Origin of the sequence: Paraburkholderia strydomiana (assembly GCF_046030495.1) — a bacterium.
Taxonomy (GTDB): domain Bacteria; phylum Pseudomonadota; class Gammaproteobacteria; order Burkholderiales; family Burkholderiaceae; genus Paraburkholderia; species Paraburkholderia strydomiana_A.
In genome coordinates this window covers 78,793-105,788 of record NZ_JAQQCJ010000007.1, presented here as the reverse complement: position 1 = coordinate 105,788, position 26,996 = coordinate 78,793, and the positions used below count along the sequence as shown (strand labels likewise).

23 protein-coding genes are annotated in these 26,996 nt (G+C 63.4%); 21 read left to right on the top strand and 2 right to left on the bottom strand.

What is annotated here, in order from left to right; translation table 11 throughout:
* Window positions 1–6 precede the first annotated feature (6 nt).
* From PQQ53_RS11735 to PQQ53_RS11720, 4 genes are all read left to right on the top strand, one after another.
* On the top strand, window positions 7–606 hold the full coding sequence (locus PQQ53_RS11735; RefSeq protein ID WP_408324173.1) for a class I SAM-dependent methyltransferase: 600 nt from the start codon (window positions 7–9) through the stop codon (window positions 604–606).
* Between the two features lie 43 nt (window positions 607–649).
* The gene (gene dapA / locus PQQ53_RS11730) at window positions 650–1,561 is read left to right on the top strand and encodes a 4-hydroxy-tetrahydrodipicolinate synthase (protein ID WP_408156282.1); all 912 of its coding nucleotides are present in this window, start codon (window positions 650–652) and stop codon (window positions 1,559–1,561) included.
* Window positions 1,562–1,687: 126 nt separating this feature from the next.
* Window positions 1,688–2,830, top strand: a complete 1,143-nt coding sequence (bamC, locus tag PQQ53_RS11725) for an NlpB/DapX family lipoprotein (protein WP_408144066.1) — start codon at window positions 1,688–1,690, stop codon at window positions 2,828–2,830.
* Between the two features lie 7 nt (window positions 2,831–2,837).
* Window positions 2,838–3,611 carry an MBL fold metallo-hydrolase gene (locus PQQ53_RS11720; RefSeq protein ID WP_408144068.1) on the top strand — a complete coding sequence of 258 codons (774 nt, stop codon included), beginning with the start codon at window positions 2,838–2,840 and terminating at the stop codon, window positions 3,609–3,611.
* A 146-nt stretch (window positions 3,612–3,757) separates the two neighbouring features.
* Here the strand turns inward: PQQ53_RS11720 and PQQ53_RS11715 are convergent, their stop codons facing one another.
* Window positions 3,758–4,456 carry a Bax inhibitor-1/YccA family protein gene (locus tag PQQ53_RS11715; protein WP_168669848.1) on the bottom strand — a complete coding sequence of 233 codons (699 nt, stop codon included), beginning with the start codon at window positions 4,454–4,456 and terminating at the stop codon, window positions 3,758–3,760.
* 285 nt (window positions 4,457–4,741) lie between these two features.
* Between PQQ53_RS11715 and ndk the strand changes: the two genes are divergently transcribed.
* The 17 genes from ndk (at window position 4,742) to PQQ53_RS11630 (ending at window position 24,181) form a co-directional block, all read left to right on the top strand.
* Window positions 4,742–5,167, top strand: a complete 426-nt coding sequence (gene ndk / locus PQQ53_RS11710; RefSeq protein ID WP_042322811.1) for a nucleoside-diphosphate kinase — start codon at window positions 4,742–4,744, stop codon at window positions 5,165–5,167.
* A 161-nt stretch (window positions 5,168–5,328) separates the two neighbouring features.
* Entirely contained in the window at window positions 5,329–6,480 is a 1,152-nt protein-coding gene (gene rlmN, locus PQQ53_RS11705; RefSeq protein WP_408144071.1) for a dual-specificity RNA methyltransferase RlmN, read from the top strand.
* Between the two features lie 218 nt (window positions 6,481–6,698).
* Complete coding sequence (locus PQQ53_RS11700) at window positions 6,699–7,802, top strand: RodZ domain-containing protein (protein WP_408144073.1); 1,104 nt, start codon at window positions 6,699–6,701, stop codon at window positions 7,800–7,802.
* Between the two features lie 85 nt (window positions 7,803–7,887).
* Entirely contained in the window at window positions 7,888–9,204 is a 1,317-nt protein-coding gene (gene ispG / locus PQQ53_RS11695) for a flavodoxin-dependent (E)-4-hydroxy-3-methylbut-2-enyl-diphosphate synthase (RefSeq protein WP_042322815.1), read from the top strand.
* A gap of 20 nt (window positions 9,205–9,224) precedes the next feature.
* Window positions 9,225–10,565 (top strand): histidine--tRNA ligase, encoded by a 1,341-nt coding sequence (gene hisS / locus PQQ53_RS11690; protein WP_408324170.1) that lies wholly within the window; start codon window positions 9,225–9,227, stop codon window positions 10,563–10,565.
* 66 nt (window positions 10,566–10,631) lie between these two features.
* Window positions 10,632–11,261, top strand: coding sequence for a YfgM family protein (locus tag PQQ53_RS11685; protein WP_408144079.1), 630 nt, complete (start codon window positions 10,632–10,634; stop codon window positions 11,259–11,261).
* A 74-nt stretch (window positions 11,262–11,335) separates the two neighbouring features.
* On the top strand, window positions 11,336–12,481 hold the full coding sequence (gene bamB, locus PQQ53_RS11680; protein ID WP_408144081.1) for an outer membrane protein assembly factor BamB: 1,146 nt from the start codon (window positions 11,336–11,338) through the stop codon (window positions 12,479–12,481).
* Window positions 12,482–12,925: 444 nt separating this feature from the next.
* Window positions 12,926–14,263, top strand: a complete 1,338-nt coding sequence (der, locus tag PQQ53_RS11675) for a ribosome biogenesis GTPase Der (protein WP_408157068.1) — start codon at window positions 12,926–12,928, stop codon at window positions 14,261–14,263.
* 142 nt (window positions 14,264–14,405) lie between these two features.
* Window positions 14,406–14,642 (top strand): RNA chaperone Hfq, encoded by a 237-nt coding sequence (gene hfq, locus PQQ53_RS11670; RefSeq protein WP_006051315.1) that lies wholly within the window; start codon window positions 14,406–14,408, stop codon window positions 14,640–14,642.
* A gap of 72 nt (window positions 14,643–14,714) precedes the next feature.
* Complete coding sequence (gene hflX, locus PQQ53_RS11665; RefSeq protein ID WP_408324168.1) at window positions 14,715–15,890, top strand: GTPase HflX; 1,176 nt, start codon at window positions 14,715–14,717, stop codon at window positions 15,888–15,890.
* 49 nt (window positions 15,891–15,939) lie between these two features.
* Window positions 15,940–17,319, top strand: coding sequence for an FtsH protease activity modulator HflK (gene hflK / locus PQQ53_RS11660; RefSeq protein WP_408324166.1), 1,380 nt, complete (start codon window positions 15,940–15,942; stop codon window positions 17,317–17,319).
* 12 nt (window positions 17,320–17,331) lie between these two features.
* On the top strand, window positions 17,332–18,234 hold the full coding sequence (gene hflC, locus PQQ53_RS11655; RefSeq protein WP_408324164.1) for a protease modulator HflC: 903 nt from the start codon (window positions 17,332–17,334) through the stop codon (window positions 18,232–18,234).
* 45 nt (window positions 18,235–18,279) lie between these two features.
* Window positions 18,280–18,471 (top strand): DUF2065 domain-containing protein, encoded by a 192-nt coding sequence (locus tag PQQ53_RS11650; RefSeq protein WP_121317405.1) that lies wholly within the window; start codon window positions 18,280–18,282, stop codon window positions 18,469–18,471.
* 229 nt (window positions 18,472–18,700) lie between these two features.
* Complete coding sequence (locus PQQ53_RS11645; RefSeq protein ID WP_408324163.1) at window positions 18,701–19,852, top strand: ATP phosphoribosyltransferase regulatory subunit; 1,152 nt, start codon at window positions 18,701–18,703, stop codon at window positions 19,850–19,852.
* Window positions 19,853–20,054: 202 nt separating this feature from the next.
* Window positions 20,055–21,401 (top strand): adenylosuccinate synthase, encoded by a 1,347-nt coding sequence (locus PQQ53_RS11640; protein ID WP_121317409.1) that lies wholly within the window; start codon window positions 20,055–20,057, stop codon window positions 21,399–21,401.
* A 3-nt stretch (window positions 21,402–21,404) separates the two neighbouring features.
* Window positions 21,405–21,995 carry a phosphoribosyltransferase gene (locus PQQ53_RS11635; protein WP_168669864.1) on the top strand — a complete coding sequence of 197 codons (591 nt, stop codon included), beginning with the start codon at window positions 21,405–21,407 and terminating at the stop codon, window positions 21,993–21,995.
* Window positions 21,996–22,294: 299 nt separating this feature from the next.
* Complete coding sequence (locus tag PQQ53_RS11630) at window positions 22,295–24,181, top strand: potassium transporter Kup (protein WP_408144095.1); 1,887 nt, start codon at window positions 22,295–22,297, stop codon at window positions 24,179–24,181.
* 234 nt (window positions 24,182–24,415) lie between these two features.
* On the opposite strand, the gene PQQ53_RS11625 is transcribed toward PQQ53_RS11630, so the two are convergent.
* Window positions 24,416–26,764 (bottom strand): Tex family protein, encoded by a 2,349-nt coding sequence (locus PQQ53_RS11625; RefSeq protein ID WP_408324161.1) that lies wholly within the window; start codon window positions 26,762–26,764, stop codon window positions 24,416–24,418.
* Window positions 26,765–26,996 lie beyond the last annotated feature (232 nt).

Genomic DNA, 26,996 nt, shown 5'->3' with positions numbered 1-26,996 from the left:
GCAGCGATGAGCACGCCCGCCGCCGTCATCCATGGATTGGGTGAGCCGTCGCACTGGGTGCGCCAATGGGCGCATCTGATCGCGCCCGGCGGCGCGGTGCTCGATGTCGCATCGGGGGCGGGGCGGCATGCACGCTTCTTTGCGTCGCTGGGCCACCCGGTGACCGCGCTCGATCGCGATGCCGCCGCACTCGGCACGCTGCGCGGCGAACCGCTTATCACGCCGCTTGCCGCCGACCTCGAAGGTGCCGCGTGGCCGTTATCGGCCGACGCGAGGTTCGCCGCCGTGGTGGTAACGAACTATCTGCACCGGCCGCTATTTCCGCAGCTACTGCGCGCGCTGGCGCCGGGCGGCGTACTGGTTTACGAGACCTTCGCGCAAGGAAACGAAAGCGTCGGCAAGCCCTCCAATCCAGCGTTTCTCCTCGCGGCCGGCGAGCTTCTCGACAGGGTGCGCGGCCAGCTCCGGGTGGTCGCGTTTCAGGACGGTTTTCTCGCGCAGCCGCGCCCGGCCTACGTCCAGCGGATTTGCGCCATTCTGGAGGCGGAGCGCCCAGACGACCCCGTGCAGGCGGCGCCCCCGCCTTGTTACGAGTTGGCTGGCTAATCCGCTACAATCGCGGTTTACCTGATCAAATTCATGGCGTTTCATGACTAACGGCAACCACAGCAACGACGGCGTTCAGATTCGCGGCAGCATTCCTGCCATCATTACCCCGATGCTCGAAGACGGCAGCCTCGATCTGCCGGCGTTTCGCAAACTGATCGACTGGCACATCGCGGAAGGCACGGATGGGCTCGTGGTGGTCGGCACGAGCGGCGAGTCGGCCACGCTGTCGGTCGAAGAGCACGTGCTGATGGTCAAAACCGCAGTCGAGCACACGGCGGGCCGTATTCCGGTGATCGCGGGCTCGGGCGGCAACTCCACCACCGAAGCGATCGAACTCACGCAGCAGGCGAAAGACGTTGGCGCGGACGCGACGCTGCAGGTCGTGCCGTACTACAACAAGCCGACCCAGGAAGGCATCTATCGCCACTTCGCGAAGATCGCCGAAACCGTCGATCTGCCGGTGATCCTTTACAACGTGCCGGGCCGCACCGTTGCGGACATGAGCAACGAGACCGTCCTGCGCTGCGCGCAGGTGCCGGGCATCGTCGGCGTGAAAGAAGCGACCGGCAACATCGAGCGCGCCGCGCATCTGATCAAGTCGGCGCCCGCGCATTTCGGCATCTACAGCGGCGACGATCCCACCGCGATCGCGCTGATGCTGCTCGGCGGCCACGGTAACATTTCGGTCACCGCGAACGTCGCGCCGCGCGCAATGAGCGAACTGTGCAAGGCCGCACTCGCGGCGGACGCGAAGACCGCGCGCGAGATTCATCTGAAGCTCCTGTCGCTGCATAAAAACCTGTTCATCGAATCGAATCCGATTCCGGCCAAATGGGCGCTGCAGCAACTGGGCCGGGTGCAGGGCGGCATCCGCCTGCCGCTCACGCCGCTCGCCGCGCAGTATCACGAAGCGGTGCGCGCCGCGCTGCGCGAAGCAGGGCTGCTGGCCTAAGCGGTTCGACCGCGGCATCCCGCAGCGCCAACCAAAGACCGCCACCGGCATTCCCTTAACCGACGTCGATCCAGCCCACGTTCCCGGCAGAACCAGGCACCGCGTTCCAGCATCACGAAGGACCTCATGAAACGTTCCGCACTTTCCCTCCACGCAACCCGCATGGCGGCGCTGGCGCTTGCCCTGACGACGCTCGCCGGCTGTGACACGCTGAACGACTGGTTCGCTTCCGACCGCGTCAACTACAAGGGCGCGGGGAGCGCGCCGCCGCTCGCCGTTCCGGGCGACCTGAGCACCTCGCCGACCGATCAGCGTTATGTCGCACCGCCCGCCAATCTGGCGCTGGGCGGCGCGACGGCGCGCAATGTGACGGCAGCGGGCAACGCGACCGAAGGCCAGCCGACCGCGCAGGACCCGTTCGGCATGCACATCGAGCGTGATGGCGATCGCCGCTGGCTGGTGATCGACGGCCGCTCGCCGGAACAACTGTGGCCGCAGCTGCAGGAGTTCTGGCAGGAAAACGGCTTCGTCCTGAAAACGGACGCGCCGGCCACCGGCATCATGGTGACCGATTGGGCGGAAAACCGCGCGAATATTCCGGACGACTGGTTCCGCCGCACGGTGGGCAAGGTGATCGACTTCGCGTACTCGTCGGGCACGCGTGACAGCTTCCGCACGCTGGTGTCGCGCGGCTCGTCCGACACCACGGACATTTCGATCACACATAGCGCGATGGAAGAAATGATGACGGGCCAGGACAAGACGTCGTCACGCTGGGAAGAGCGTCCGCGCGACCCGGCGCTCGAAGCGATGTTCCTCGCCAAGCTGATGGAGAAGTTCGGCCTGACAGAAGCGCAATCGAAGCAATTGCTGACCGACGCACGCCCGGCTACCGCGTCGGCGACGATCGACAAGAGCGCGGGTGCGTCGACGCTCGACCTGCAGGAATCGTTCGACCGTGCATGGCTGCGCGTGGGCCTCGCGCTCGACCGCACCAATTTCACCGTCGATAACCGCGATCGCGCGAAGGGCATCTATTACGTGCGCTACGCGGACTCGATGCAGGAGCTGAAGCGGGAAGGGCTGCTCGGCAAGCTGTTCTACAGCGGCAGTAGTTCGTCGAAGAAGCCGGGTCAGGAATTCCTCGTCAACGTGCGCTCGAAGAGCGACTCCGTGACACAGGTGGCGGTGCTCGACGCGAACGGTCAGGTGGACACGTCGTCCGACGCGCAGCGCATTGTGACGCTGCTGCACGCGCAACTCAACTAAGCGAGCCGTGCGCTTCGCGAGTCTCGGCAGCGGCAGTGAAGGCAATGCGTTGCTGGTGGAGGCGCAAAGCGGCGCGACCACCACGCGCGTGTTGCTCGACTGCGGCTTTTCGGCGCGAGAAGTCGAGCGGCGCCTGACGCGGATCGGCGCGAGCGTCGAAGGTCTCGACGCCATTCTGATCACGCATGAGCATAGCGATCACATCGGCAGCGCGCTGACGCTGGCGCGCAAGTGGTCGATTCCGTTGCACATGAGCTGGGGCACCGCCCGCGCGGTAGGCGCCGATGAAGCCGATGTCGACCTTCAGGTGTTGTGGGGCGACGAGGCGGTGGCGATCGGCGACCTCAGCATCCTCCCTTACACTGTCCCTCACGATGCCCGCGAACCGTTGCAATACGTGTTCTCGAATGGCGCGAGCCGGCTCGGCGTGCTGACCGACGTCGGCACGTCCACGCCGCATATCAGCGCGGTGCTGAGCGGCTGCGACGCGCTCGTGCTCGAATGCAATCACGATGTGCGGATGCTCGCGGGCAGCCGCTACCCGCAATCGTTGAAGGCGCGCATCGGCGGCAATCATGGGCATCTGAACAATGACGCGGCGGCTGATATTCTGGCTTCGCTCGACCGCTCGCGCCTTCGCCACCTCGTCGCTGCGCATTTGAGCCAGCAAAACAATCTGCCGGAACTGGCGCAGGCGGCGATGGCCGGTGTATTGGGTGCGGCGCCTACCGACGTGGTGGTCGCTTCGCAGGATGAGGGGTTTGCTTGGCTGAGCGTGTGATGCCCGGCCGTGGGTGGTGGATCGATCACGATCGCTAACGCCGCAAGCATTGCGGCGGTACAAAGAAAAAGCCCATAACGATTTCTCGTTATGGGCTTTTTTCCTTCAGGGCGAAGCGTTCTGGGAACACCGCGCCCGCGTCAGACTCAGTTGCGGTTGCCGCCGAAGATGCCGAGCAGCGCGAGCAGGTTGACGAACACGTTATACAGGTCCAGATAGATCGCGAGCGTGGCGGTGATGTAGTTCGTTTCGCCGCCGTTCACGACGCGCTGGACGTCGAACAGCATGTAGGCCGAGAAGATCACGATGGCCATCACCGAAACCGTCAGCATCAGTGCCGACAGTTGCAGGAACACGTTGGCGACCGAAGCCAGCAACAGCACGATCACGCCCATGAACAGCCACTTGCCGAGGCCGGAAAAATCGCGCTTGCTGACCGTGGCAATGGTGGCCATTGCCGTGAAGATCACACCAGTACCACCGAAGGCGAGCATGATCAGCGACGGCCCGTTCGAAAAACCGAGCACGAAGCTCAGGATGCGCGACAGCATCAGGCCCATGAAGAACGTGAAGCCGAGCAGCACGAACACGCCGAGCGAGCTGTCTTTCGTTTTCTGGATCGCGAACATGAAGCCGAACGCGATCGCGAAGAACGCCAGCATGCTCATTGCCGGGCTGGTGGCGGCGAACAGCGTGAAGCCGGTGGCGAGACCCACCCACGCGCCGAGCACGGTCGGAATCATGGACAGCGCCAGCAGCCAGTAGGTGTTCCGTAGTACGCGGTTGCGCGTTTCGACCGTGCTGACAGCGCCATTGCGGCCAAAGCTATACGGATGTTCGTTCATGGTCTCTCCTTACCTCAGAAACGTGTTTCGTGATGGTGGTACGGCGGTTGGGCCGCGCCGGGCGCATGGGGTGGCCGCGAGGCGCAGGTCTTCATTCCTAAGATTAGCGCCGAAGCACGGAGTTTCAATACCTCGAAATGCCCGTACGTCCTACGCTACCAGTATTTTAGAGCGCGCGCTGCGTTCCTTTCAGTTCTGTAAGGGTTCAATCGCAATCATACACGGGAACATGCTACAATAGCGGATTCATTTGAATCTGTAACCTCTTAATTTTTTGGAGTTTTTATGGCGATCGAACGCACCCTGTCGATTATCAAGCCGGACGCAGTGGCCAAGAACGTGATCGGCCAGATCTACACCCGTTTCGAAAACGCTGGTCTGAAGATCGTGGCATCGCGCATGGTTCACCTGTCGCGCGCTGACGCGGAAAAGTTCTACGCCGTGCACGCTGCACGTCCGTTCTTCAAGGACCTGGTCGAATTCATGATCTCGGGCCCGGTTGTCGTGCAAGCGCTGGAAGGCGAAAACGCAATCCTGAAGCATCGCGATCTGATGGGCGCAACGGACCCGAAGAAGGCGGAAAAGGGTACGATTCGCGCCGACTTCGCGGACAGCATCGACGCTAACGCAGTCCACGGTTCGGACGCGGCTGAAACGGCTGCCGTTGAAATCGCATTCTTCTTCCCGCAAGTGAACGTCTACTCGCGTTAAGCCGGTTTGTTTTCACGCAGTTCGTGCAGCCGATCTGTTTTATCGCACGAATCGCCCGGCAAAGTAGTAAGGTAAAAGCAGCAGGAATGGGCGCGAACGGCATTGCGTTCATGCAGCTTGTTGCATGAACGCAGTCTCGCACTGAAATGGCAGGATTCGATATGACGAGCAGTCCCACCGTCAACCTTCTCGACCTTGACGCCCAAGGGCTGGTCGCCTATTGCGACAGCCTGGGCGAGAAGCCGTTTCGCGCCAAGCAATTGCAGCGCTGGCTTCATCAGTACAACGCTGCCGACTTCGACGGCATGACCGATCTCGCGAAGTCCTTGCGCGAAAAGCTCAAAGGGCGCGCTTCGATCACGATGCCCGGCATCGTCAGCGACCATATTTCGACCGACGGCACACGCAAGTGGCTGATCGACGTCGGTAACGGCAACGCGGTTGAAACCGTCTACATCCCCGAAGAAACGCGCGGCACGTTGTGTGTGTCGTCGCAGGCCGGGTGTGCGGTCAATTGTCGTTTCTGTTCGACCGGCAAGCAGGGTTTCTCCCGCAATCTCTCCACCGGTGAAATCATCGGCCAGCTGCGCATGGCCGAATTTGCGCTGCGCGCATCGCGCGGCGTGGCCGGCGGCCGCGCCACGGGTGGCGACGGCAAGGGCGAGCGCGTGGTCACGAACGTCGTGATGATGGGTATGGGCGAGCCGCTGCTCAATTACGACGCGGTCGTGCCGGCCATGCGCCTGATGCTCGACGACAACGCGTACGGGCTTTCGCGCCGGCGCGTCACGCTGTCCACCTCGGGTGTCGTACCGATGATGGATCGGCTCGGCGCCGATCTGCCGGTGGCCCTCGCGGTCTCGCTGCATGCGCCTAGTGATCCGCTGCGCGACATGCTGGTGCCGTTGAACAAGAAGTATCCGCTGCGCGAACTGATGGCGGCTTGCCAGCGCTATCTGAAAGTCGCGCCGCGCGATTTCATTACGTTTGAATACTGCATGCTCGACGGCGTGAACGACAGCGAAGCGCAAGCGCGCGAATTGCTGGCCGTGACGCGCGACGTGCCGTGCAAATTCAATCTGATTCCGTTCAATCCGTTCCCTGAATCGGGCCTGATCCGCTCGAAGCCGGAACAGATCAAGCGGTTTGCACAAGTGTTGATGGACGCGGGCGTCGTCACCACGGTGCGCAAAACACGCGGCGATGACATCGACGCTGCCTGCGGTCAGTTGGCCGGTGCGGTTCAGGACCGCACGCGCCTTGCTGAGCGCACCGGGAAGGCAGCGAAGGTGATCGAGGTTCGCGCCGTGTAATCGCGCGGTATGGCAGGACCGTCGGCGTTCGCTGGAAAGTTGAGTCGATCCGCGAAAGTCGTCATGCCACCGTCGATTGAAAAGAAAGTTTGCAGAAGCGATCGGAAGCGGCACACAAAGCCGCGCATTTTGTTATAAACGGTCTGCGATCCGGGCGCGAGGTTTCAGCGGCTCCGGGTGGCACGAGTGAAAAAAGAATCGACGCGAAAGGATTTGGGATGAGTGAGCCGCAGCACCCGCAGCCGCACGACACAGACACGAACGAAGGCCATCCGGCGCCGGTTGCACGGGCGGTAGTGCAGCCTGTTGTGCAGTCGAACCTGGATTCGTTGGCGGCGGCTGGCGCGCGCTTGTCCCAGTTGCGTGAATCGAAGGGCTGGTCGATCGAAGACGTATCGGCCCGCCTCAAGGTGTCGGTCAACAAGTTGCGTGCGCTCGAGTCGGGCGACATCAGCCAGTTGCCGGATACGACTTTCGCGCTCGGCGTGGTGCGTAGCTACGCGAAGATGCTCGGCGCCGATCCGGCGCCGTTCACGCAGGCATTGCGCCGCGAAACGGGTGTGCCGGCACCGGATCTGTCGATGCCGGCGTCGTCGGGTAAGGATTTGCCGCGTGGCCGGGTGTCGCTGTCGCTCGGCGGCGGCGGGCAGAAAAGCCGTTCGTGGCTGTGGGGCGTGGCGGCGGTTGTCGTGGCGGTGATTGCGCTCGCTATGTGGCATACCAATGGCGGCGATTCGACTGCGTGGCTTGCGCGTCTGAAAGCAAGCGCGAATGGCGCCACGGGCACCGCGACCGGCGCATCGGGCGCGGTGGCGCAGGGGCCGTCGGCGGGCGCGACTGCGGAAGAAGAAGCGTCGGCGCCGGAAGCGCCGGCCGCAGCAGAAAACGCAGCGTCGGCCACGCCGATGCCCGCGCCGCTGGCTACCGGTGCGGCGCCGTCATCGGCACCTGCGGTTACTGCAATGACGGCGGCGCCGAAGGTCGGCTCGCAGGCTCAGGCCGCGGCACCTGGCGCGAGCGCGCCGGCTGCCGTCGTGGCCGGGGCTTCGGCGGCAACGGTGGCGCCTGCTGCAGGCGAAGCGATCGTCGCGCTGCGGGTGACGCAGGACAGCTGGTTCAGCGTGCGCGGCAAAGATGGCAAGGAAGTGTTTTCCGGCCTCGTGCACGCAGGCGATACGAAGGAAGTGACAGGCGAGGCGCCGTTCAAAATCACGCTCGGCAACAAGGCCGGTCTCGAGTCGCTGACGCTCGACGGCGAACCGGTCGATCCGGCGAAATATTCGGCGGCCAAAGGGAATGTGGCGCGTTTCGCGCTGCCTTGACAGGTACGGTATGCGCCGCGGCCAACCAGTCCGCGGCGCTTTTTCAATTCAGGCGCTACGTTTTTGTGTAGCGCATGCGGCGTAAATGGGTTTTTCGATGCAATCCGAAGCTCAATCCCGATCCAGTAGCAAGATCGTTTCTAACGAACCGGTGTTCGGCGGCCAGGCTGCGCGGCGCAAGTCGCACGCAGTCGACGTGCGTTGGGGCGGCCAGCTCGTCACCATCGGCGGCGACGCGCCCGTGCGCGTGCAGTCGATGACCAACACGGACACGGCGGACGCGATCGGCACCGCGATCCAGATCAAGGAATTGGCGCAAGCCGGTTCGGAACTGGTGCGCATCACGGTGAACACGCCGGAAGCGGCCGCGGCCGTGCCGGCCGTGCGTGAGCAGCTTGACCGCATGGGCGTGTCGGTGCCGCTGGTCGGCGACTTCCACTACAACGGCCATCTGCTGTTGCGCGATTACCCCGCGTGCGCGGAGTCGCTGTCCAAGTACCGGATCAATCCGGGCAACGTCGGCCACGGCGCGAAACGCGACACGCAGTTCGCGCAGATGATCGAAGCCGCGGTGAAGTACGACAAGCCGGTGCGCATCGGCGTCAACTGGGGCAGTCTCGATCAGGACCTGCTCGCGAAGATGATGGACGAGAACGCGTCGCGCGCCACGCCGTGGGAAGCGCAAAGCGTGATGTACGAAGCGCTGATCCAGTCGGCGATCGGCTCGGCCGAACGCGCGGTGGAACTCGGCCTCGGGCGCGACAAGATCATCCTGTCGTGCAAGGTCAGCGGCGTGCAGGACCTGATCGCCGTGTACCGCGAACTCGCGCGCCGTTGCGAATTCGCGCTGCATCTCGGCTTGACCGAGGCAGGCATGGGTTCGAAGGGCATCGTTGCGTCGACCGCGGCGTTGTCCGTGCTGTTGCAACAGGGCATCGGCGACACGATCCGTATCTCGCTCACGCCGGAGCCGGGCGCATCGCGCACCGGCGAGGTGATCGTCGGCCAGGAAATTCTGCAGACCATGGGGCTGCGTTCGTTCACGCCGATGGTGATCGCGTGCCCGGGTTGCGGTCGTACCACCAGCACGCTGTTCCAGGAACTGGCGTCGCAAATCCAGACCTATCTGCGCACGCAGATGCCGGTGTGGCGCGATCAGTATCCTGGCGTCGAAAAGATGCACGTTGCGGTGATGGGCTGCATCGTCAACGGTCCGGGCGAATCGAAGCAGGCCAATATCGGCATCAGCCTGCCGGGTTCGGGCGAAAACCCGGCCGCGCCGGTGTTCATCGACGGCGAGAAGGTCAAGACGCTGCGCGGCGAGAACATCGCGCAAGAATTCCAGCAAATCGTGAGTGACTACGTCGAGCGCCGCTACGGCCGCGCTGAAGCACTCAACTAAACATCGGCTATCGAACACAGATGACTGAACAGAAGAAAAAGCTCGAAAAGCTCTCCGGCGTGAAGGGCATGAACGACATCCTTCCGCAGGAAGCCGGGCTGTGGGAATTTTTCGAAACCACCGTCAAGTCGATGCTGCGTTCGTACGGATACCAGAATATTCGTACGCCGATCGTCGAGCATACGCAGCTGTTCAAGCGCGGTATCGGCGAAGTGACCGACATCGTCGAGAAGGAGATGTACAGCTTCACCGACGCGTTGAATGGTGAAAATCTGACCATGCGTCCCGAGAACACGGCGGCGGTGGTGCGTGCGGCTATTGAACACAACATGCTGTACGACGGTCCGAAGCGGCTGTGGTACGTCGGTCCGATGTTCCGTCACGAGCGTCCGCAGCGCGGCCGCTATCGTCAGTTCCATCAGGTCGGTGTGGAAGCACTGGGCTTCGCGGGTCCGGACGCCGACGCTGAAATCATCATGATGTGTCAGCGGCTGTGGGACGACCTTGGCCTGATGGGTATCAAGCTCGAAATCAATTCGCTGGGTCTGGCGGAAGAACGCGCGGCGCACCGCGTCGAACTGATTGCGTACCTCGAAAAGCACGTCGACGTGCTCGACGAAGAAGCGAAGCGCCGTCTCTACACGAACCCGCTGCGCGTGCTGGACACAAAAAATCCGGCCATGCAGGAAGTCGCGCAGAACGCGCCGAAGCTGATCGATTTTCTCGGTGACGAGTCGCGTGCGCACTTCGAGGGTTTGCAGCGCATCCTGAAAGCGAACAACGTCCCGTTCACGATCAACCCCCGTCTCGTGCGCGGTCTCGATTACTACAATCTGACCGTGTTCGAGTGGGTGACCGACAAGCTCGGCGCGCAAGGCACGGTCGCGGCGGGCGGCCGCTACGATCCGCTGATCGAGCAGCTCGGCGGCAAGCCGACGGCAGCGTGCGGCTGGGCGATGGGCGTCGAGCGGATTCTCGAATTGCTGAAGGAAGAGGATCTCGTGCCCGAGGCTGAAGGCTGCGACGTGTACGTGGTCCATCAGGGCGACGCCGCGCGCGAGCAGGCCTTCATCATCGCGGAACGTCTGCGCGATACGGGGCTCGATGTGATCCTGCATTGCAGCGCCGACGGTCAGACGGCCAGCTTCAAATCGCAGATGAAGCGCGCCGACGCGAGCGGTGCGGCATTCGCGGTGGTGCTCGGCGAAGACGAAATCGCCAACGGCATGGTCGGTGTCAAACCGCTGCGCGATACAAATGCTAACGGCGGTAAAAACGAGCAACATAACGTGCCCGCCGAAGACTTGACCGAATTTCTAATCAATGCGATGGTTGCAACCGCCGAAGACGGCGACGACTGATCGCGATGTCGCCGGGCCGATTGGCTCGACACGCACACGTATCAAGAAAGAGGAAATCGCCGGGCAATGAGTTACCACGACGAACAAGAATCGATTGAAAGTCTGAAGGCATGGTGGACGCAGTGGGGCAATGCAACCACGTGGATCGTGCTGGTGGCATTGGTTGCAGCAGCCGGATGGAACGGCTGGAATTTCTGGCAACGGCGCCAGGCGGCAGAAGCCGCGGTGCTGTATGACCAGGTGCAGCAAGCCGTGGCATCGGGTGACAAGGCCCGGATCACGCGCGCCGCCACCGACATGGAAGACAAGTTCAGTCGCACCGCGTATGCACAGATGAGCGCGCTGGGCGCAGCCAAGGCGCTCTACGCGGCAGGCGACGAAGCCGGTGCGAAGGCCCAGTTGCAATGGACCATCGATCACGCGAAGGACGACGAGTTCAAGCAGATCGCCAGGCTGCGCATGGCGTCACTGCTGCTCGACGAGAAGGCTTACGACCAGGGCCTCGCGTTGCTCGCCGAACCGCAATCCGACGCGTTCAAGGGCGTCGTGGCGAACCGCCGCGGCGATCTGCTCGCCGCCCAGGGCAAGCGCGACGATGCGCGCACGGCCTACAAACTCGCGCTCGACTCGCTGTCGAAAAACGACAGCTCGGCACGCCAGTTGATTCAGTTCAAGCTGGACGCGCTGGGCGGCTGATCGCCGCACATAGTGCGCCGCACGAACGACCAACCGGTCTCCTTTAATTAATTTCCTGAATGCTTCGTCCACCGATGAATCTGCTGAAACGTTACGCCGTGCCCGTTATCTGTGCGATGACCGTCCTCACGATGGCGGCTTGCTCATCCACGAAAGACGAGCGCCGCGTGCCGACGCCGCTCACCGAGTTCAAACCCGTGCTCGACGTGCAGCAGGCCTGGACGGCGAGCGTAGGCAAGGCGGGCCGTTACCTGTTCGCACCGGTCGCTGTCGGCAACGCGGTGTTCGCCGCAGGCGCGAACGGCTCGGTTGCGAAGATCGACGCGCAAACCGGCAAGGACATCTGGCGCGTCAAGCTGCGTGACGATCTGTCGGCGGGTGTCGGCAGCGACGGCACGCTCACGGCAGTAGGCGGTCTGAAGGGCGACGTCTACGTGCTCGGCGCGGACGGCAAACAGTTGTGGACCGCGAAGGCGCCGGGTGAAATCATTTCGCCGCCGCTGGTCGGCAACGGTCTCGTGGTGGTGCGCACGGTCGACGGGCAGCTCGTCGCTTTCAATGCGCAAACCGGCGAGCAGAAGTGGAACTACCGCAACCGCGCAGTGCCGCTCAATCTGCGGGTGTCGGCGGGCATGACCTTCGCGGGCGACGCGGCCGTGCTGGCCGGTTTCCCGGGCGGCTCGTTCGCCGCGATCAACCTGCAGACCGGCGACGCTTACTGGCAGACCCCGGTGTCGTATCCGAAGGGCGTGACGGAAGTGGAGCGTATCAACGACGTGACCGGGCCGCCCACGCTGGTCGGCTCGCAAACCTGCGCGGTGACGTTCCAGGGCCAGATTGGCTGTTTCGACGCGAACTCAGGCCGCGTGGTGTGGGAAAAGGCGTTCTCGAGCACGAGCGGCCTCGCGCAGGATGACCGCACCGTGGTGGCGGCGGACGACTGGTCGGTGGCGTCGGCGTTCGACGTCAACACCGGCGCGGTGCTGTGGAAGAATGACCAGTTGAAGAACCGCGATCTGAGCGTGCCGTTCCTGCTGGGCCGCGCTGCGGTGTTTGGCGACTATCAAGGCTACGTGCACTTCCTGTCGGCTGCCGACGGCACGCTCGTCGCCCGCGTGAAGACCGACGGCAGCGCGATTACCGCGGCACCGGTGCTGGCCGGTGAGACGCTGGTCGTGCAGACGCGCGACGGCGGCCTGTACGGCTTTCGCCCGCGCTGATCGCGCGAGGCTTGCGTTCGAGCGCGCAGGCCGGCTTCGCCGGCCGCGCGCGTTTCTGTCGAGCGGGTTTTGATTGTTGTCGTATCGCAAAGCAAGTAGAAGAATTTTGCCGGAGTGGCTGGTCCGGCAAGTCGGATCGGACAGGGCACGTGTGAGCCTCGTGTCCCTTGGTGGCTGCTTGCGGCACCACCTGTCGGCGGCCTCGCAGATCCATCGCCCGCGAACGGGCGTGCGGGCCGTCGAGCAAGAAAGACTGAATCTGGCGGCCCGTTGGCGCTGCCCATACAGCCAAATCCCCGTCCGCCCGGGTGTGCATATTGCCCGCACATCCGAGGCTGGTCGAATTCGTGATAATTTTCGTCAAACGCTGCCGTGTGGCGGTCGCATGGCGTCGCTACGCGAGCGGTCGATTTCGATCCCGCGTTTCACCGTGAACAACATCTGATGAAACCCGTTATTGCCCTCGTCGGGCGCCCCAATGTGGGGAAATCCACGCTGTTCAACCGCCTCACGCGCTCGCGTGACGCGCTGGTTGCCGACCTGCCCGGTCTCACCCGCGATCGCCATTACGGCGAGGGGCGCACCGGCGAGCGGCCGTATCTGGTCGTCGATACCGGCGGCTTCGAGCCGGTCGCGAAAGACGGCATCCTGCACGAGATGGCGCGTCAAACCCGCCAGGCGGTCGAGGAATCCGACATCGTCGTGTTCATCGTCGACGGCCGCAACGGTCTCGCGCCGCAGGACAAGTCGATTGCCGACTATCTGCGCAAGGTCGGCAGGCCGATCTTCCTCGTCGTCAACAAGGCCGAGGGGATGAAGTACACGACTGTCGCCGCCGACTTCTACGAACTCGGTCTCGGCGACCCGCGCGCCATTTCGGCCGCGCACGGCGACGGCGTCACGGAAATGATCAACGAGGCGCTCGGCGTCGCGTACGCCGGCCAGCCGGAAGAAAGCGACGACGAGAAAGCGGCGCGCGGCGTGAAGATCGCGATCGTCGGCCGTCCGAACGTCGGTAAGTCGACGCTGATCAATGCGCTGGTCGGCGAAGAGCGCGTGATCGCGTTCGACATGCCGGGCACCACGCGCGATTCGATCTACGTCGACTTCGAGCGCCAGGGCAAGCCGTACACGCTGATCGACACGGCCGGCTTGCGCCGCCGCGGCAAGGTGTTCGAAGCGATCGAAAAGTTCTCGGTGGTGAAGACGCTGCAATCGATCTCGGACGCGAACGTCGTGATCCTGCTGCTTGACGCGCGCCAGGACATTTCCGAACAGGACGCGCACATTGCCGGCTTCGTCGTGGAGCAGGGCCGCGCGCTGGTGGTGGGCGTGAACAAATGGGACGGTCTCGATCCGCATGTGCGCGAGCGCACCAAAGCGGACCTCGAACGCAAACTAAAATTTCTCGACTTCGCGAAATTCCATTTCATTTCCGCGGCGGAGAAAACCGGTATTGGTCCGCTGATGCGTTCGGTCGACGATGCATACACTGCGGCAATGGCCAAGCTGCCGACGCCGAAGCTCACGCGCGCGCTGATCGATGCGGTCGAATTCCAGCAGCCGCGTCGTCGTGGTCCGGTGCGGCCGAAACTGCGTTACGCGCACCAGGGCGGACAGAATCCGCCGATCATCGTGATTCACGGCAACGCACTCGATGCGATCACCGAAACGTATAAACGTTACCTCGAAAACCGCTTCAGGGAAACTTTCAAGTTGACTGGGACTCCATTGCGAATAGAGTTCAGATCATCGACGAACCCTTACGCGGACAAAGGCTGAAACCCGCGTGCGTGTTGGGTTTGGGCGCAGGACCCCGGCTCTCGCGCAAAAACGAAAATCGGCTATAGTGTAGCGGTTGACGGCTGATCTCTTTTTCCTCACCGTCAATTCAGTCAACCTGCAAAAAAATACGGAGTTTGCTATGAGCAACAAAGGGCAATTGTTACAAGACCCGTTTTTGAACGCACTGCGTAAAGAGCATGTGCCGGTGTCGATCTACCTGGTCAACGGCATCAAGCTTCAAGGGAACATCGAATCGTTCGACCAGTACGTCGTGTTGCTCCGGAATACGGTCACCCAGATGGTCTACAAGCACGCAATCTCGACGGTCGTGCCAGCCCGCCCGGTGAATTTCCACCCGGATTCCGAACAGTCCTAACCCCCGTCGCGGCCGGCGTAGCGTCGCCCGTTGGCGATTACTCCCGGCCGCCTCATTTTGATACCCTCCAATTTGATCAATGCAGCGCTTGTCGGCATCGACTTCGGTAAGATCGATTTCGAAGCCAGTCTCGAAGAACTCAGCCTGCTCGCGCAAAGCGCGGGCGCGAATCCCTTAGTCACCCTCACCGGACGCCGCTCCAGTCCCGACGCGAAGATGTTCGTCGGCAGCGGCAAGGCCGAAGAATTGCGGCTTGCCTGTGAGGCGAACGACATCGAACTGGTGATCTTCAATCACGCTCTGGCGCCTGCGCAGCAGCGCAATCTGGAGCAAGCGCTTAATCGGCGCGTGGTCGATCGCACGAGTCTCATCCTCGATATTTTTGCGCAACGCGCCCGCAGTCACGAAGGCAAGCTGCAGGTCGAGCTCGCGCAGCTGCAATATCTGTCGACCCGGCTGATTCGCGCATGGACCCACCTCGAACGCCAGAAAGGCGGTATCGGTTTGCGCGGTCCCGGCGAAACGCAGCTCGAAACCGACCGCCGTCTGATCGGCGAGCGCATCAAGGCGCTCAAGACGCGGCTCGAAAAACTGCGCCGTCAGCACGGCACGCAGCGCCGCGCGCGCAGCCGCAACCAGACGATGTCGGTATCGCTGGTCGGCTATACGAACGCGGGCAAGTCCACGCTCTTTAACGCGCTCACGAAAGCTCAGGCGTATGCCGCCGACCAGCTGTTCGCGACGCTCGACACGACCTCACGGCGCGTCTATCTCGGCGACGAAGCGGGGCAGGTGGTGGTGTCCGACACGGTCGGCTTCATTCGGGAATTGCCGCACCAGCTGGTCGCGGCGTTTCGCGCGACGCTCGAAGAAACCATTCATGCCGACCTGCTTCTGCATGTGGTCGATGCGTCGAGCGCGGTGCGCCTCGACCAGATCGATCAGGTGAACGAGGTATTGCACGCGATCGGCGCGGACACGATCCGCCAGCTGCTGGTGTTCAACAAGATCGACGCGGTGCCGGAGCTGGCGGCCCGTGGCGACGCGGTCGAGCGGGATGAGTATGGTAATATTTCGCGCGTCTTTTTGAGCGCGCGCACCGGGCAAGGGCTGGATACGTTGCGTGCTGCCATCGCTGAAATCGCTACTGCTGAACCGCTTGCCGATACGTTGATCGATCGGTCGGAAGAAGGCCGGTCGGCAGCACCGCGCGACGACGACCGCAAGGTTCCAGAACTCGGGCACTGACCCATTCCAATTGCACTGACCCGCTGTCTACTCTGGTGAACGAACACAGGTGAACGATTACAACGAGCGGAGTATCTGGCTGCGCATGCGAGCCTTGCTTTCACTGAACGATCCGCGCTGGGGCCGGGGAGACGGCAATGGCGACCGGCAACGGCCCAACGATCCCAAGCGTCCGCCGAAGGACGGCGAAGGTCCGCCCGATCTCGACGAGATGTGGCGTGATTTCAACCGCCGCTTGAGCCGGATCTTCGGACGCAAGGGCGGTGGTGCGGGCGGCGGCCGTCCGGACAACGGACGTGGCGCGCGCATCGGCGTGGGCATCGTGATCGGCGTGCTGATCGCGATCTATCTCGGCAGCGGCGTGTTCGTCGTTCAGGATGGCCAGGCCGCGGTCGTCATGCAGTTCGGTAAGTATCGCTACACCGCCGGGCAAGGCGTGCATTGGCGTCTGCCGTATCCGTTCGAAGCACATGAGTTCGTCAATATCGGCCAGGTCCGCCAGGTCGAGATCGGCCGCAACAACGTGGTACGCCCGGCGAACGTGAAGGACGCGTCGATGCTCACGCACGACGGCGATATCGTCGACGTTCGGTTCGCGGTGCAATACCAGGTGCGCAAGCCCACCGACTATCTGTTCCGCAGTGGAGACCCTGATCAGAGCGTCACGCGTGCTGCTCAGTCGGCGGTGCGCGGCATCGTCGGTGCGCGCAGCACGAACGAAGTCCTCGATCAGGATCGCGAAACAATGCGCCAGCAACTGGTGGCGGCGATCCAGCAATCCCTCGATCAATACGAATCCGGCCTCGCCGTGACGGGTGTGACGATCCAGAGCGTGCAGATGCCCGAGCAGGTGCAGGCCGCGTTCGACGACGCCGCCAAGGTGCGTCAGGAAAACGAGCGCGCGAAGCGCGATGCGCAGGCTTATGCGGCGGATCTGTTGCCGCGTGCGCAAGCCGATGTGGCGCGCCAGATCGAAGAAGCGAAGACCTACAGCGAGAAGACGGTGGCGCAGGCACAAGGCGAAGCCGACCGCTTCAAGCAGGTATTCGCGCAGTACTCGAAAGCGCCCGCCGTGGTCCGCACGCGCATGTACATGGAAACCATGCAGCAGATCTACTCGACTACGACCAAGGTGTTTGTGGACAGCAAGAACGGCAACAACGTGTTGTATCTGCCGCTCGACAAGCTGGCCGAGCAGGGCCGGCAGCGCGTCGCCGACGCCGCTGCGGCCACGCCGGGCGCTGCGGCCGCAGGTGCGCCGCAAGCGGCGAGTGCCGCGGCGCCGTCGGGCGCTTCCGCCCCTGTCGCGGGAGCGGCAACCGCACCCGCCGCGAGCGATGTGCCCGCCAGCCAGCCGGGAGCCAGCGGCGCCTCGATGCGTTCACGCGAAGCCTTCCGCAATCGCATGCGCGAAGACGACGTTCAATAAGGAGCGCACAACATGAACAAGATCATTGCGCTCGTCGTGGCTGTCGTCATCGTGCTGTTTGCGGCTTCGTCGATGGTGTTCGTCGTCGATCAGCGGCACATGGCCGTGTTGTCGTCGCGTGGCGATACGCCGTCCACGTTGCTCGGCCCGGGTCTGCACGTCAAATTACCGCCGCCGCTGCAAACGGTTACGCTGGTCGACAACCGCATCCAGTCGCTCGACACGCCTGACGAAGACCGCTTTGCCACGTCGGATAAGACCGATCTGCTGGTCAATCCGGTCATCAGGTTCCGCGTGACCGATCCGCTCAAGCTGCTCGCCGAAACGAAGGGTGACGTGCAAAGCCTGCCGGACCGGCTCGCGTTGCTGTCGCGCACTGCGCTCGGCGATGCGTTCGGCAAGTTCACGCTGACCGATGCGCTCTCCAAACAGCAAAGCGTGGCCGACGAAGCACGCGGCGCGATGGACAAGGGCGCGACCTCGCTGGGCGTGTCGGTGGTCGACGTGCAACTGACGCGTGTCGATTTCCCGGCGGGTATGACCGATTCGGTCTTCAAGCGGATGATCGCCGCCCGCGAGCAGATCGCCGCCGACGAACGCGCGAAGGGCGCGGCCGAGGCCAACCAGATCAAGGCGGACGCACTCGCGCAACAGCAGGCGGTGCTCGCCGATGGTTATAGCCAGGCGCAGACCATCCGCGGCGAAGGCGATGCGAAGGCAGCGGAAATCGCCGCCGAAGCGTTCGGCAAGGATCCGCAGTTCTATCAGTTTTATCTGAGCATGCAGGCATACAAGAAGACCTTCAAGCCGGGCGACCTGATCGTGGTCGATCCGAACAACGAGTTCTTCCGCTTCATGCGTAGTCCGACCGGTGGCGTTACGCCGGACGCTCCCGCGGTCTCGCGCAAACACTGATAACCGGAAGGCCGCGGCATTCGCATCGCGGCCCGTTGAATTCGCATGGATATAGCCGGCTCGTTACTGCTCGCGATCGCGTTGATGCTGATTATCGAGGGGATGTTCCCCTTCGTTTTTCCGGCCGCCTGGCGCGACACGTTCCGTAAAATAGCGGAACGGCCTGCGCACCAGATTCGCGTGGGCGGTCTGATCGTGATGCTGCTCGGGCTAATCCTGCTGTTCATCGTGACCTGACGGGCCGCGTCGGCGAGTGGGCGGCACGTGTGCTGCCCGATTGCTCGCAGGGCCAACGCCCGGTTTGGGTGCGCTGGGCGCTGTAGCACACGGTGATATCCGCTTGAAGCGCTGTCGGCGGACCGCGCCGATGTCCGCGACAGTCGCCAGAATCAAGCCGCCGCCCGCCATTCACACACTCACTTACCGGCGCTTCAGCCGCCGTGTTCAACGTCGTAGGACTGTATCGATGTCGACCTGGTTACTTCCCGAGAATATTGCCGACGTGCTGCCGTCGGAAGCCCGCAAGATCGAAGAGTTGCGGCGCCATTTGCTGGACCGTTTCCGCTCGTACGGCTACGAGATGGTGATGCCGCCGCTGCTCGAATACCTCGAGTCGCTGCTCACCAGTGGCGGCCATGATCTGAATCTGCGCACCTTCAAGCTCGTCGATCAATTGTCCGGCCGCACGCTCGGCCTGCGCGCCGACATTACGCCGCAAGTTGCGCGTATCGATGCGCATCTGCTGAACCGCCAGGGCGTTACGCGTCTTTGCTACGCGGGCAACGTCGCCCATACGCGGCCGCGCGGCCTGCACGCGACGCGCGAGCAGATCCAGATCGGCGCGGAAATCTACGGTCACGCCGGCCTCGAAGCGGATCTGGAGATCCAGCAACTGATGCTCGACGCGCTGCGTCTGGCCGGGCTCGCCAAAGTGCGCCTCGATCTGTGTCATGCGGGCGTGCTCGCGGCCTTGATCGAAGCTGAGCCGGCTGCGGCCGACCTCGGCCAGTCGCTCTACGACGCGCTGGCGGGCAAGGACGTGCCGCGCCTCGTCGGACTGACGGAGGGGCTCACGCCGGTGATCCGCGACGCGCTGCGCGCGCTGCCCACGCTGTACGGCGACGCCTCGATCCTCGACGAAGCCCGGGCGCGCCTGCCCAACGCACCGGCGATCGCCCGCGCGCTCGACGACCTCGCGTTCCTCGCGAGTCAGGTGGACGGCGCCGAAGTGATGATCGACCTCGCCGACTTGCGAGGCTATGCGTACCACAGCGGCGTGATGTTCTCCGCGTACGTCGACGGCGTGCCGAACGCGGTGGCGCGCGGCGGTCGTTACGACCACGTCGGCCAGGCTTATGGCCGGGCTCGCGCGGCAACCGGTTTTTCGCTCGATCTGCGTGAAGTCGCGCGCATCTCGCCGGTCGAAGCGCGCAGCAGCGCGATTCTCGCCCCGTGGCAGCACGACGACGCGTTGCGCGTGAGCGTCGCCGCGTTGCGCGATGCCGGTGAAGTGGTGATCCAGGCGCTGCCTGGCCACGAGCACGATCTGGATGAATTCGCGTTCGACCGCGTGTTGGTCGAGCGCAACGGTGCATGGGTCGTCGAACCGCGCGCCTGAGCGCGTTCCGGCTGATCCTTGAGGGGTTATTCCCGACACCTGCCAGACGGCGGCGAAAGTGCCGCTGAACCAGGCGCGGTGAGTCGCCGCGCCGTCTTTCCTATACCCAACATAACGTGCATACCGTTGAGCGGAAACGGAAAAATTCGGAAGGTTCCGCGAACATAGGTAGAATACGTTTTTAACCAGCTTACGAAACAACATGTCTGCCAGCGCAGTGAATGTGAACCCCGGGCGTAACGTCGTCGTCGTGGGAACCCAGTGGGGTGATGAGGGCAAGGGCAAGATCGTCGACTGGCTGACGGACCACGCCCAAGGCGTCGTTCGCTTCCAGGGCGGTCACAATGCCGGTCACACGCTCATCATCGGCGGCAAGAAAACCATCTTGCGTCTGATTCCGTCGGGCATCATGCATCCCGGCGTCGCGTGCTACATCGGCAATGGCGTCGTGTTGTCGCCGGAAGCGCTGTTCAAGGAAATCGGCGAACTCGAAGCCGCCGGCGTCGATGTCCAGAACCGCCTGTTCATTTCCGAAGCCACCACGCTGATCCTGCCGTATCACATCGCCATCGACCAGGGCCGCGAAGCGCGCCGTGGCGCGGGCAAGATCGGCACGACCGGGCGCGGCATCGGCCCGGCCTACGAAGACAAGGTGGCACGCCGCGGCTTGCGCGTGCAGGACCTGTTCGAGCCGGCGACGTTCGCCGAACGCCTGCGCGAAAACCTCGACTATCACAACTTCGTGCTCACGCAATACCTGGGTGTCGCCGCTGTCGACTTCCAGCAAACGCTCGACACGATGCTGAGCTACGCCGACCGTCTGAAGCCGATGGTCACGGATGTTTCGCGCCGTCTGTACGACGCGAATGCCGCCGGCAGCAATCTGCTGTTCGAAGGCGCGCAAGGCACGCTGCTCGACATCGACCACGGCACCTATCCGTTCGTCACGTCGAGCAACTGCGTGGCAGGTGCGGCGACGGCGGGCGCGGGCGTCGGTCCGCAAAAGCTGAACTACATTCTCGGCATCACCAAGGCGTACTGCACGCGCGTCGGTTCGGGCCCGTTCCCGAGCGAACTGTACGATGCGGACAACGCCGCGCGTCAGGAAGCGATCGGCCTGGAACTGGCCACCGTCGGTAAGGAATTCGGCTCGGTCACTGGCCGTCCGCGCCGCACCGGCTGGCTCGACGTCGCCGCGCTGCGCCGCTCGATCCAGATCAACGGCGTGTCGGGTCTGTGCATGACCAAGCTCGACGTGCTCGACGGCCTCGACGAAGTGAAGCTATGCGTCGGCTACACGGTCGACGGCAAGAATGTCGATCTGCTGCCGCGTGGCTCGTCGGAAGTCGCGCGTTGCGTGCCGGTGTACGAAACCTTCGCGGGCTGGAAGGAAAGCACCGTCGGCATCAAGGAATGGGACAAGCTGCCGGCCAATGCGCGCGCGTATCTGTCGCGTGTGCAGGAAGTCGCGGGCATTCCGATCGACATGGTGTCGACCGGTCCGGATCGCGACGAGACCATTCTGCTGCGTCATCCGTTCAAGGTTTAAGCCATGGTTCAAGGTGTACCCATGATCGCGATGAAAGATCCGCGCAATGACGACAAGAACCTGTGGGTCGGCTGGGACGAGTATCACCGGCTGATCGAATTGCTGGCGCTCGACGTGCACGAATCGGGCTGGAAGTTCGATCAGATCCTGTGCCTCGCGCGCGGCGGCCTGCGCGTGGGCGACCAGCTCTCGCGCATCTACGACCTGCCGCTGGCGATTCTCGCCACCAGCTCGTATCGCGAAGCGGCCGGCACGGAGCAGGGCGAACTCGACATCGCGCAATACATCACGATGACGCGCGGCGAGCTGCACGGCAACGTGCTGCTGGTCGACGACCTGGTCGATTCGGGCGTCACGCTGGCGCGGGTTCAGCAGCATCTGAAGGAACGCTATCCGGCGATTACCGCGGTGCGTTCGGCGGTGCTCTGGTACAAGGGCTGCTCGAAGGTGAAGCCCGATTACCACGTGCAGTATCTGCCCACCAATCCGTGGATTCATCAACCGTTCGAGGAGTGGGACACGGTTCGTCCGCACAACCTCGGCGCGTGGATCAAGCGCGGTGTCGCGCAGGCGCAGGAGTCGTCGGGAGAGTGATGTGGACTTCGGCGCTTTAACCATCGCGTCGTTTGCACCGCAGTGCCCGCAAAGCGGAGCCCGTATGGGCTCCGTTTTTTTTTGCGCATCCATCCCGCCTGCGCGCGGCTCGAATGCACTTCGCAATCCGCGTGATGGCGGCGCCGGCCGGACGGCCGACCCCGCAGACGCGTGCAAAACGCAGTGCTACACTGCGCGGACTATCCACGTGGTGTATCCACAACAAGCAGGGCGGCGTCAGGCGGGCAGTTTAGAATAGCGGTCGTTTTTTCCGCTCAGGGAACGGATTCCTCGCGTCTATGACAGATAACAATCACGAGCACAAACAGCCACTGCCTTCCCTCGCGATTGCTGCGATCGGAGTGGTGTTCGGCGATATCGGCACGAGCCCGTTGTATTCGTTGAAAGAGGCATTCAGCCCGTCGCACGGCATTCCACTGACCGAGCAATCGATCCTCGGTGTGATCTCGCTGCTGTTCTGGGCGATCATGATCGTGGTCGGCGTCAAGTACGTGCTGTTCGTGATGCGCGCGGACAATAACGGCGAGGGCGGCGTGCTCGCGCTGATGGCGCTGGCGCTGCGCTCGCTGGACGAGAAGTCGAAAATGGCCGGCCTGCTGGTGATGCTCGGCATCTTCGGCGCCTGCATGTTTTACGGCGATGCGGTGATTACGCCGGCCATCTCGGTGATCTCGGCGGTCGAGGGCCTCGAGATTGCGGCGCCCCATCTGTCACATCTGGTGCTGCCGCTGACGATCGTCATCCTGATTCTGCTGTTCTGGATTCAGCGGCACGGCACGGCGATGGTCGGCCGCCTGTTCGGCCCGATCATGGTGGTGTGGTTCGTCGTGCTCGCCGCGCTCGGCCTGTGGCATATCGGGCAGGCGCCCAACGTGATCCGCGCGCTGAACCCGTATTACGCGTACTCGTTCATGGCCGCGCACGTGCTGCAGGCCTATGTGGTGCTCGGCTCGGTCGTGCTGGTGCTGACCGGCGCCGAAGCGCTGTACGCCGACATGGGCCACTTCGGCGCGAAGCCGATCCGCATGGCGTGGTATCTGCTGGTGATGCCGTCGCTGGTGCTGAACTATTTCGGCCAGGGCGCGCTGCTCATGCACGACCCGAAGGCCATCGAAAATCCGTTCTTCCTGCTCGCACCCGACTGGGCGTTGCTGCCGCTCGTCGTGCTGTCGACGGTGGCGACGGTGATCGCCTCGCAGGCCGTGATCTCCGGCGCGTATTCGCTGACGAGCCAGGCGATCCAGCTTGGCTACGTGCCGCGCATGAAGATCCTGCACACGTCGGAACTGGCGATCGGGCAGATCTATGTGCCCGTGGTGAACTGGATGCTGCTGTTCATCATCCTGTGCATCGTGATCGCCTTCAAGAGCTCGGACAATCTCGCCGCCGCGTACGGTATCGCGGTGACGGCGACGATGGTCATCACGACGATCCTCGCGTGCGTTGTGATGGTCAACGTGTGGAACTGGAACAAGCTGCTGGTGGCGTTGATCATCGGTGTGTTCATGACGATCGACCTGGGCTTTTTCGGCGCCAATCTGCTGAAGGTCGAGGAGGGGGGCTGGCTGCCGCTCGGTATCGGCGCACTGCTGTTCTTCCTGCTGATGACCTGGTTCAAGGGCAGGATGATCGTCAAGGAGCGCACGGCCGCCGACGGTATCCCGCTGATGCCGTTCCTGCAGGGGTTGCTTGCCCATCCGCCGCATCGCGTGTCGGGGACGGCGATCTATCTGACCGGCAGCGATACGCTGGTGCCGGTGAGCCTGCTGCACAACCTGAAGCACAACAAGGTGCTGCATGAACGCACGATCTTCCTGACCTTCGTGACGCGCGATATTCCGTACGTGAACGACGCGGAGCGTGTGACGGTCAAGGATTTCGACGGTGGTCTGTATCTCGTGAAGGCGGCGTACGGCTTCAACGAAACGCCCGACGTGAAGGCGGTGCTGCTCGAAGTCGGCCGCACGCACGACATGACCTTCGAGCTGATGGACACGTCGTTCTTCCTCGCTCGCGAAACGGTGGTGCCGACGCAACTGCCGGGCATGTCGGTGTGGCGCGAGCGCGTGTTCGCATGGATGCATCAGAACGCCGCGAAGCCGACGGACTTCTTCAGCATTCCGGCCAACCGGGTGGTGGAGTTGGGAACCAAGATCGAGATCTGAGCACGGTCACAGCGGGTTGCTGGGCGCTTCGTACGACGGGGCGCGAAAACAAAAAGCCCACGCGATTGCGTGGGCTTTTTGTTTGGGTTTCTTCAAGGGCTTCGTTGCCGCATCGGCGCATTCATCGCCGCGCGAGCGCTCAGGCGATGAAGGTGCGCACATGCATACCCGGAAGCATACGTAGGCCAGCGCGTGAGCGGGTCAACATACCGCCCACGCGCAAACCCGACGCGCTCACTTCTGCTTGAGCTTCGCGAACGCGGCAGCCATCGCACCACCGGGTTCCGGTTCGCGCGAGCGTTGCTGCGAAGCGCCTCGTCCTGCACCGCCCGAGCGGGCGGCACCGCCGCGATCCTGCTGCGCGCCGCCGCCGCTGCGTGCTGCAGCCGCGCCGAACTCGTCGTCCAGACGCATGGTCAGCGCGATGCGCTGACGCTTCACGTCGACTTCGAGCACCTTCACCTTGACGATCTGGCCGGCCTTGACGACTTCGTGCGGGTCCTTGATGAACTTCGTCGACATCGCCGACACGTGCACGAGACCATCCTGATGCACACCGATGTCGATGAACGCGCCGAACGCCGCCACGTTCGTCACCACGCCTTCGAGCACCATGCCCGGCGTCAGATCGCTGACCTTCTCGACGCCTTCGCGGAACGTCGCGGTCTTGAACTCGGGGCGCGGGTCGCGGCCCGGCTTTTCGAGTTCGAGCAGAATGTCGCGCACGGTCGGCAGGCCGAAACGCTCGTCGACGAATTCACTCGGTGACAGCCCGCGCAGCGCGTCGCGATTGCCGAGCACTTCGCCGACCTGCTTGCTGATCTTCGCGAGCATCCGTTCGACGACCGGATACGCTTCCGGGTGCACCGACGAACGGTCGAGCGGATTCTCGCCGTTGTTGATGCGCAGGAAGCCGGCGGCCTGTTCGAAGGTTTTGTCGCCGAGACGCGGCACCTTGCGCAGATGCTCGCGCGACGGGAACGGACCGTTCGCATCGCGATAATCGACGATGTTGCGCGCGAGCGTTGCGTTCAGGCCCGACACGCGCGCGAGCAGCGCGACCGACGCGGTGTTCGCATCGACGCCGACCGCGTTCACGCAGTCTTCGACCACCGCGTCGAGCGAGCGCGCCAGTTCGCGCTGATTGACGTCGTGCTGATACTGGCCGACGCCGATCGCCTTCGGCTCGATCTTCACGAGTTCGGCGAGCGGGTCCTGCAGGCGGCGCGCAATCGACACTGCGCCGCGCAGCGACACGTCCATGTCGGGGAATTCCTTCGCCGCGAGTTCGGAGGCCGAGTACACCGACGCGCCCGCTTCGGACACGACGATTTTCTGCAGCTTGAATTCCGGATGACGCGCAATCAGCTCGCTGGCGAGCTTGTCGGTTTCACGCGACGCCGTGCCGTTGCCGATGCTGATCAGCTCGGCCTGCGTCTGCGCGCAGATGCGCGCGAGTTTCGCGATGGAGCCGTCCCAGTCGCGGCGCGGTTCGTGCGGATAGATCACGTCGGTGGCGAGCACCTTGCCGGTTCGATCGACCACCGCGACTTTCACGCCGGTGCGCATCCCCGGATCGAGACCGATCACGGCCTTCGGGCCGGCGGGTGCGGCCAGCAGCAGGTCCTTCAGATTGCGCGCGAACACGCGGATTGCTTCGTGTTCGGCTTCGTCGCGCAGGTTGGTCAGCAGTTCGTTTTCGATGTGCGGCTGCACCTTCACGCGCCAGCACCAGCGGCACACGTCGGAGAGCCATTTGTCGGCCGGGCGGTTCTGATTGGCGATGCAGAAGTGGCGCGCGATCAGCGCTTCGCCCGGATGCGGCACTTGTGCGTCGAGCTCTTCGCCGAGGCCCAGCTTGACCATCAGCACGCCCGCATTGCGGCCGCGGAACAGCGCCAGCGCGCGATGCGACGGCACCGTGCGGATGGTCTCCGCGTAATCGTAGTAGTCGCGGAATTTCTCTTCTTCCGCGTTCTCCTTGCCCTCGACCACTTTCGACGACACCACGCCCTGGTTGAACAGGTAGTCGCGCAGCTTGCCGAGCAGCTCGGCCGTTTCGCCGAACTGTTCGGAGAGGATGTCGCGTGCGCCGTCGAGCGCGGCCTTGACGTCGGCGACGCCTTTCTCGGCGTCCACGTACGCGGCGGCTTCGGTTTGTGGATCGAGCAGCGGATTGGCCAGCAGCGCGTCGGCGAGCGGCTGAAGACCGGCTTCACGCGCGATCTGCGCGCGCGTGCGGCGCTTCGGCTTATACGGGAGGTACAGATCTTCCAGCACCTGCTTGCTGTCGGCGCCTTCGATCGCGCTGCGCAGCTCGTCGGTGAGCTTGCCCTGTTCGTCGATGCTCGTGATGATCGCGGCGCGCCGGTCTTCCAGTTCGCGCAGATACAGCAGGCGTTCCTCGAGATTGCGCAGTTGCGTGTCGTCGAGATTGTCGGTCACTTCCTTACGGTAGCGGGCGATGAACGGAACAGTCGCTCCTTCGTCGAGAAGTTGCACCGCGGCCGCGACCTGGCGCGGCTGGACGGACAGTTCGGCGGCGATGCGCTGTACGATCTTGAGTGCTACGGTTTCCGTCATAAGGTCTTGGTGTTCCTGCGGACTCAGTCAGGGGCCGCGCGCTGACGGCGCGTCGGGACACGCCGGGCGTGTGCGCTGCGACCAGGTTGCTGGAGCGGGGCATTTTGCCATAAATGCCAAAGGGCTCAACCGCAGGGTGATAGAATTTCGGGCATGTTCCGCTGACCCTCTACGACGTTGCCAATCTCCTTGTCCCTCAACCGCCTGGGCTCCCGCTTGGTCTCTCGCCTGT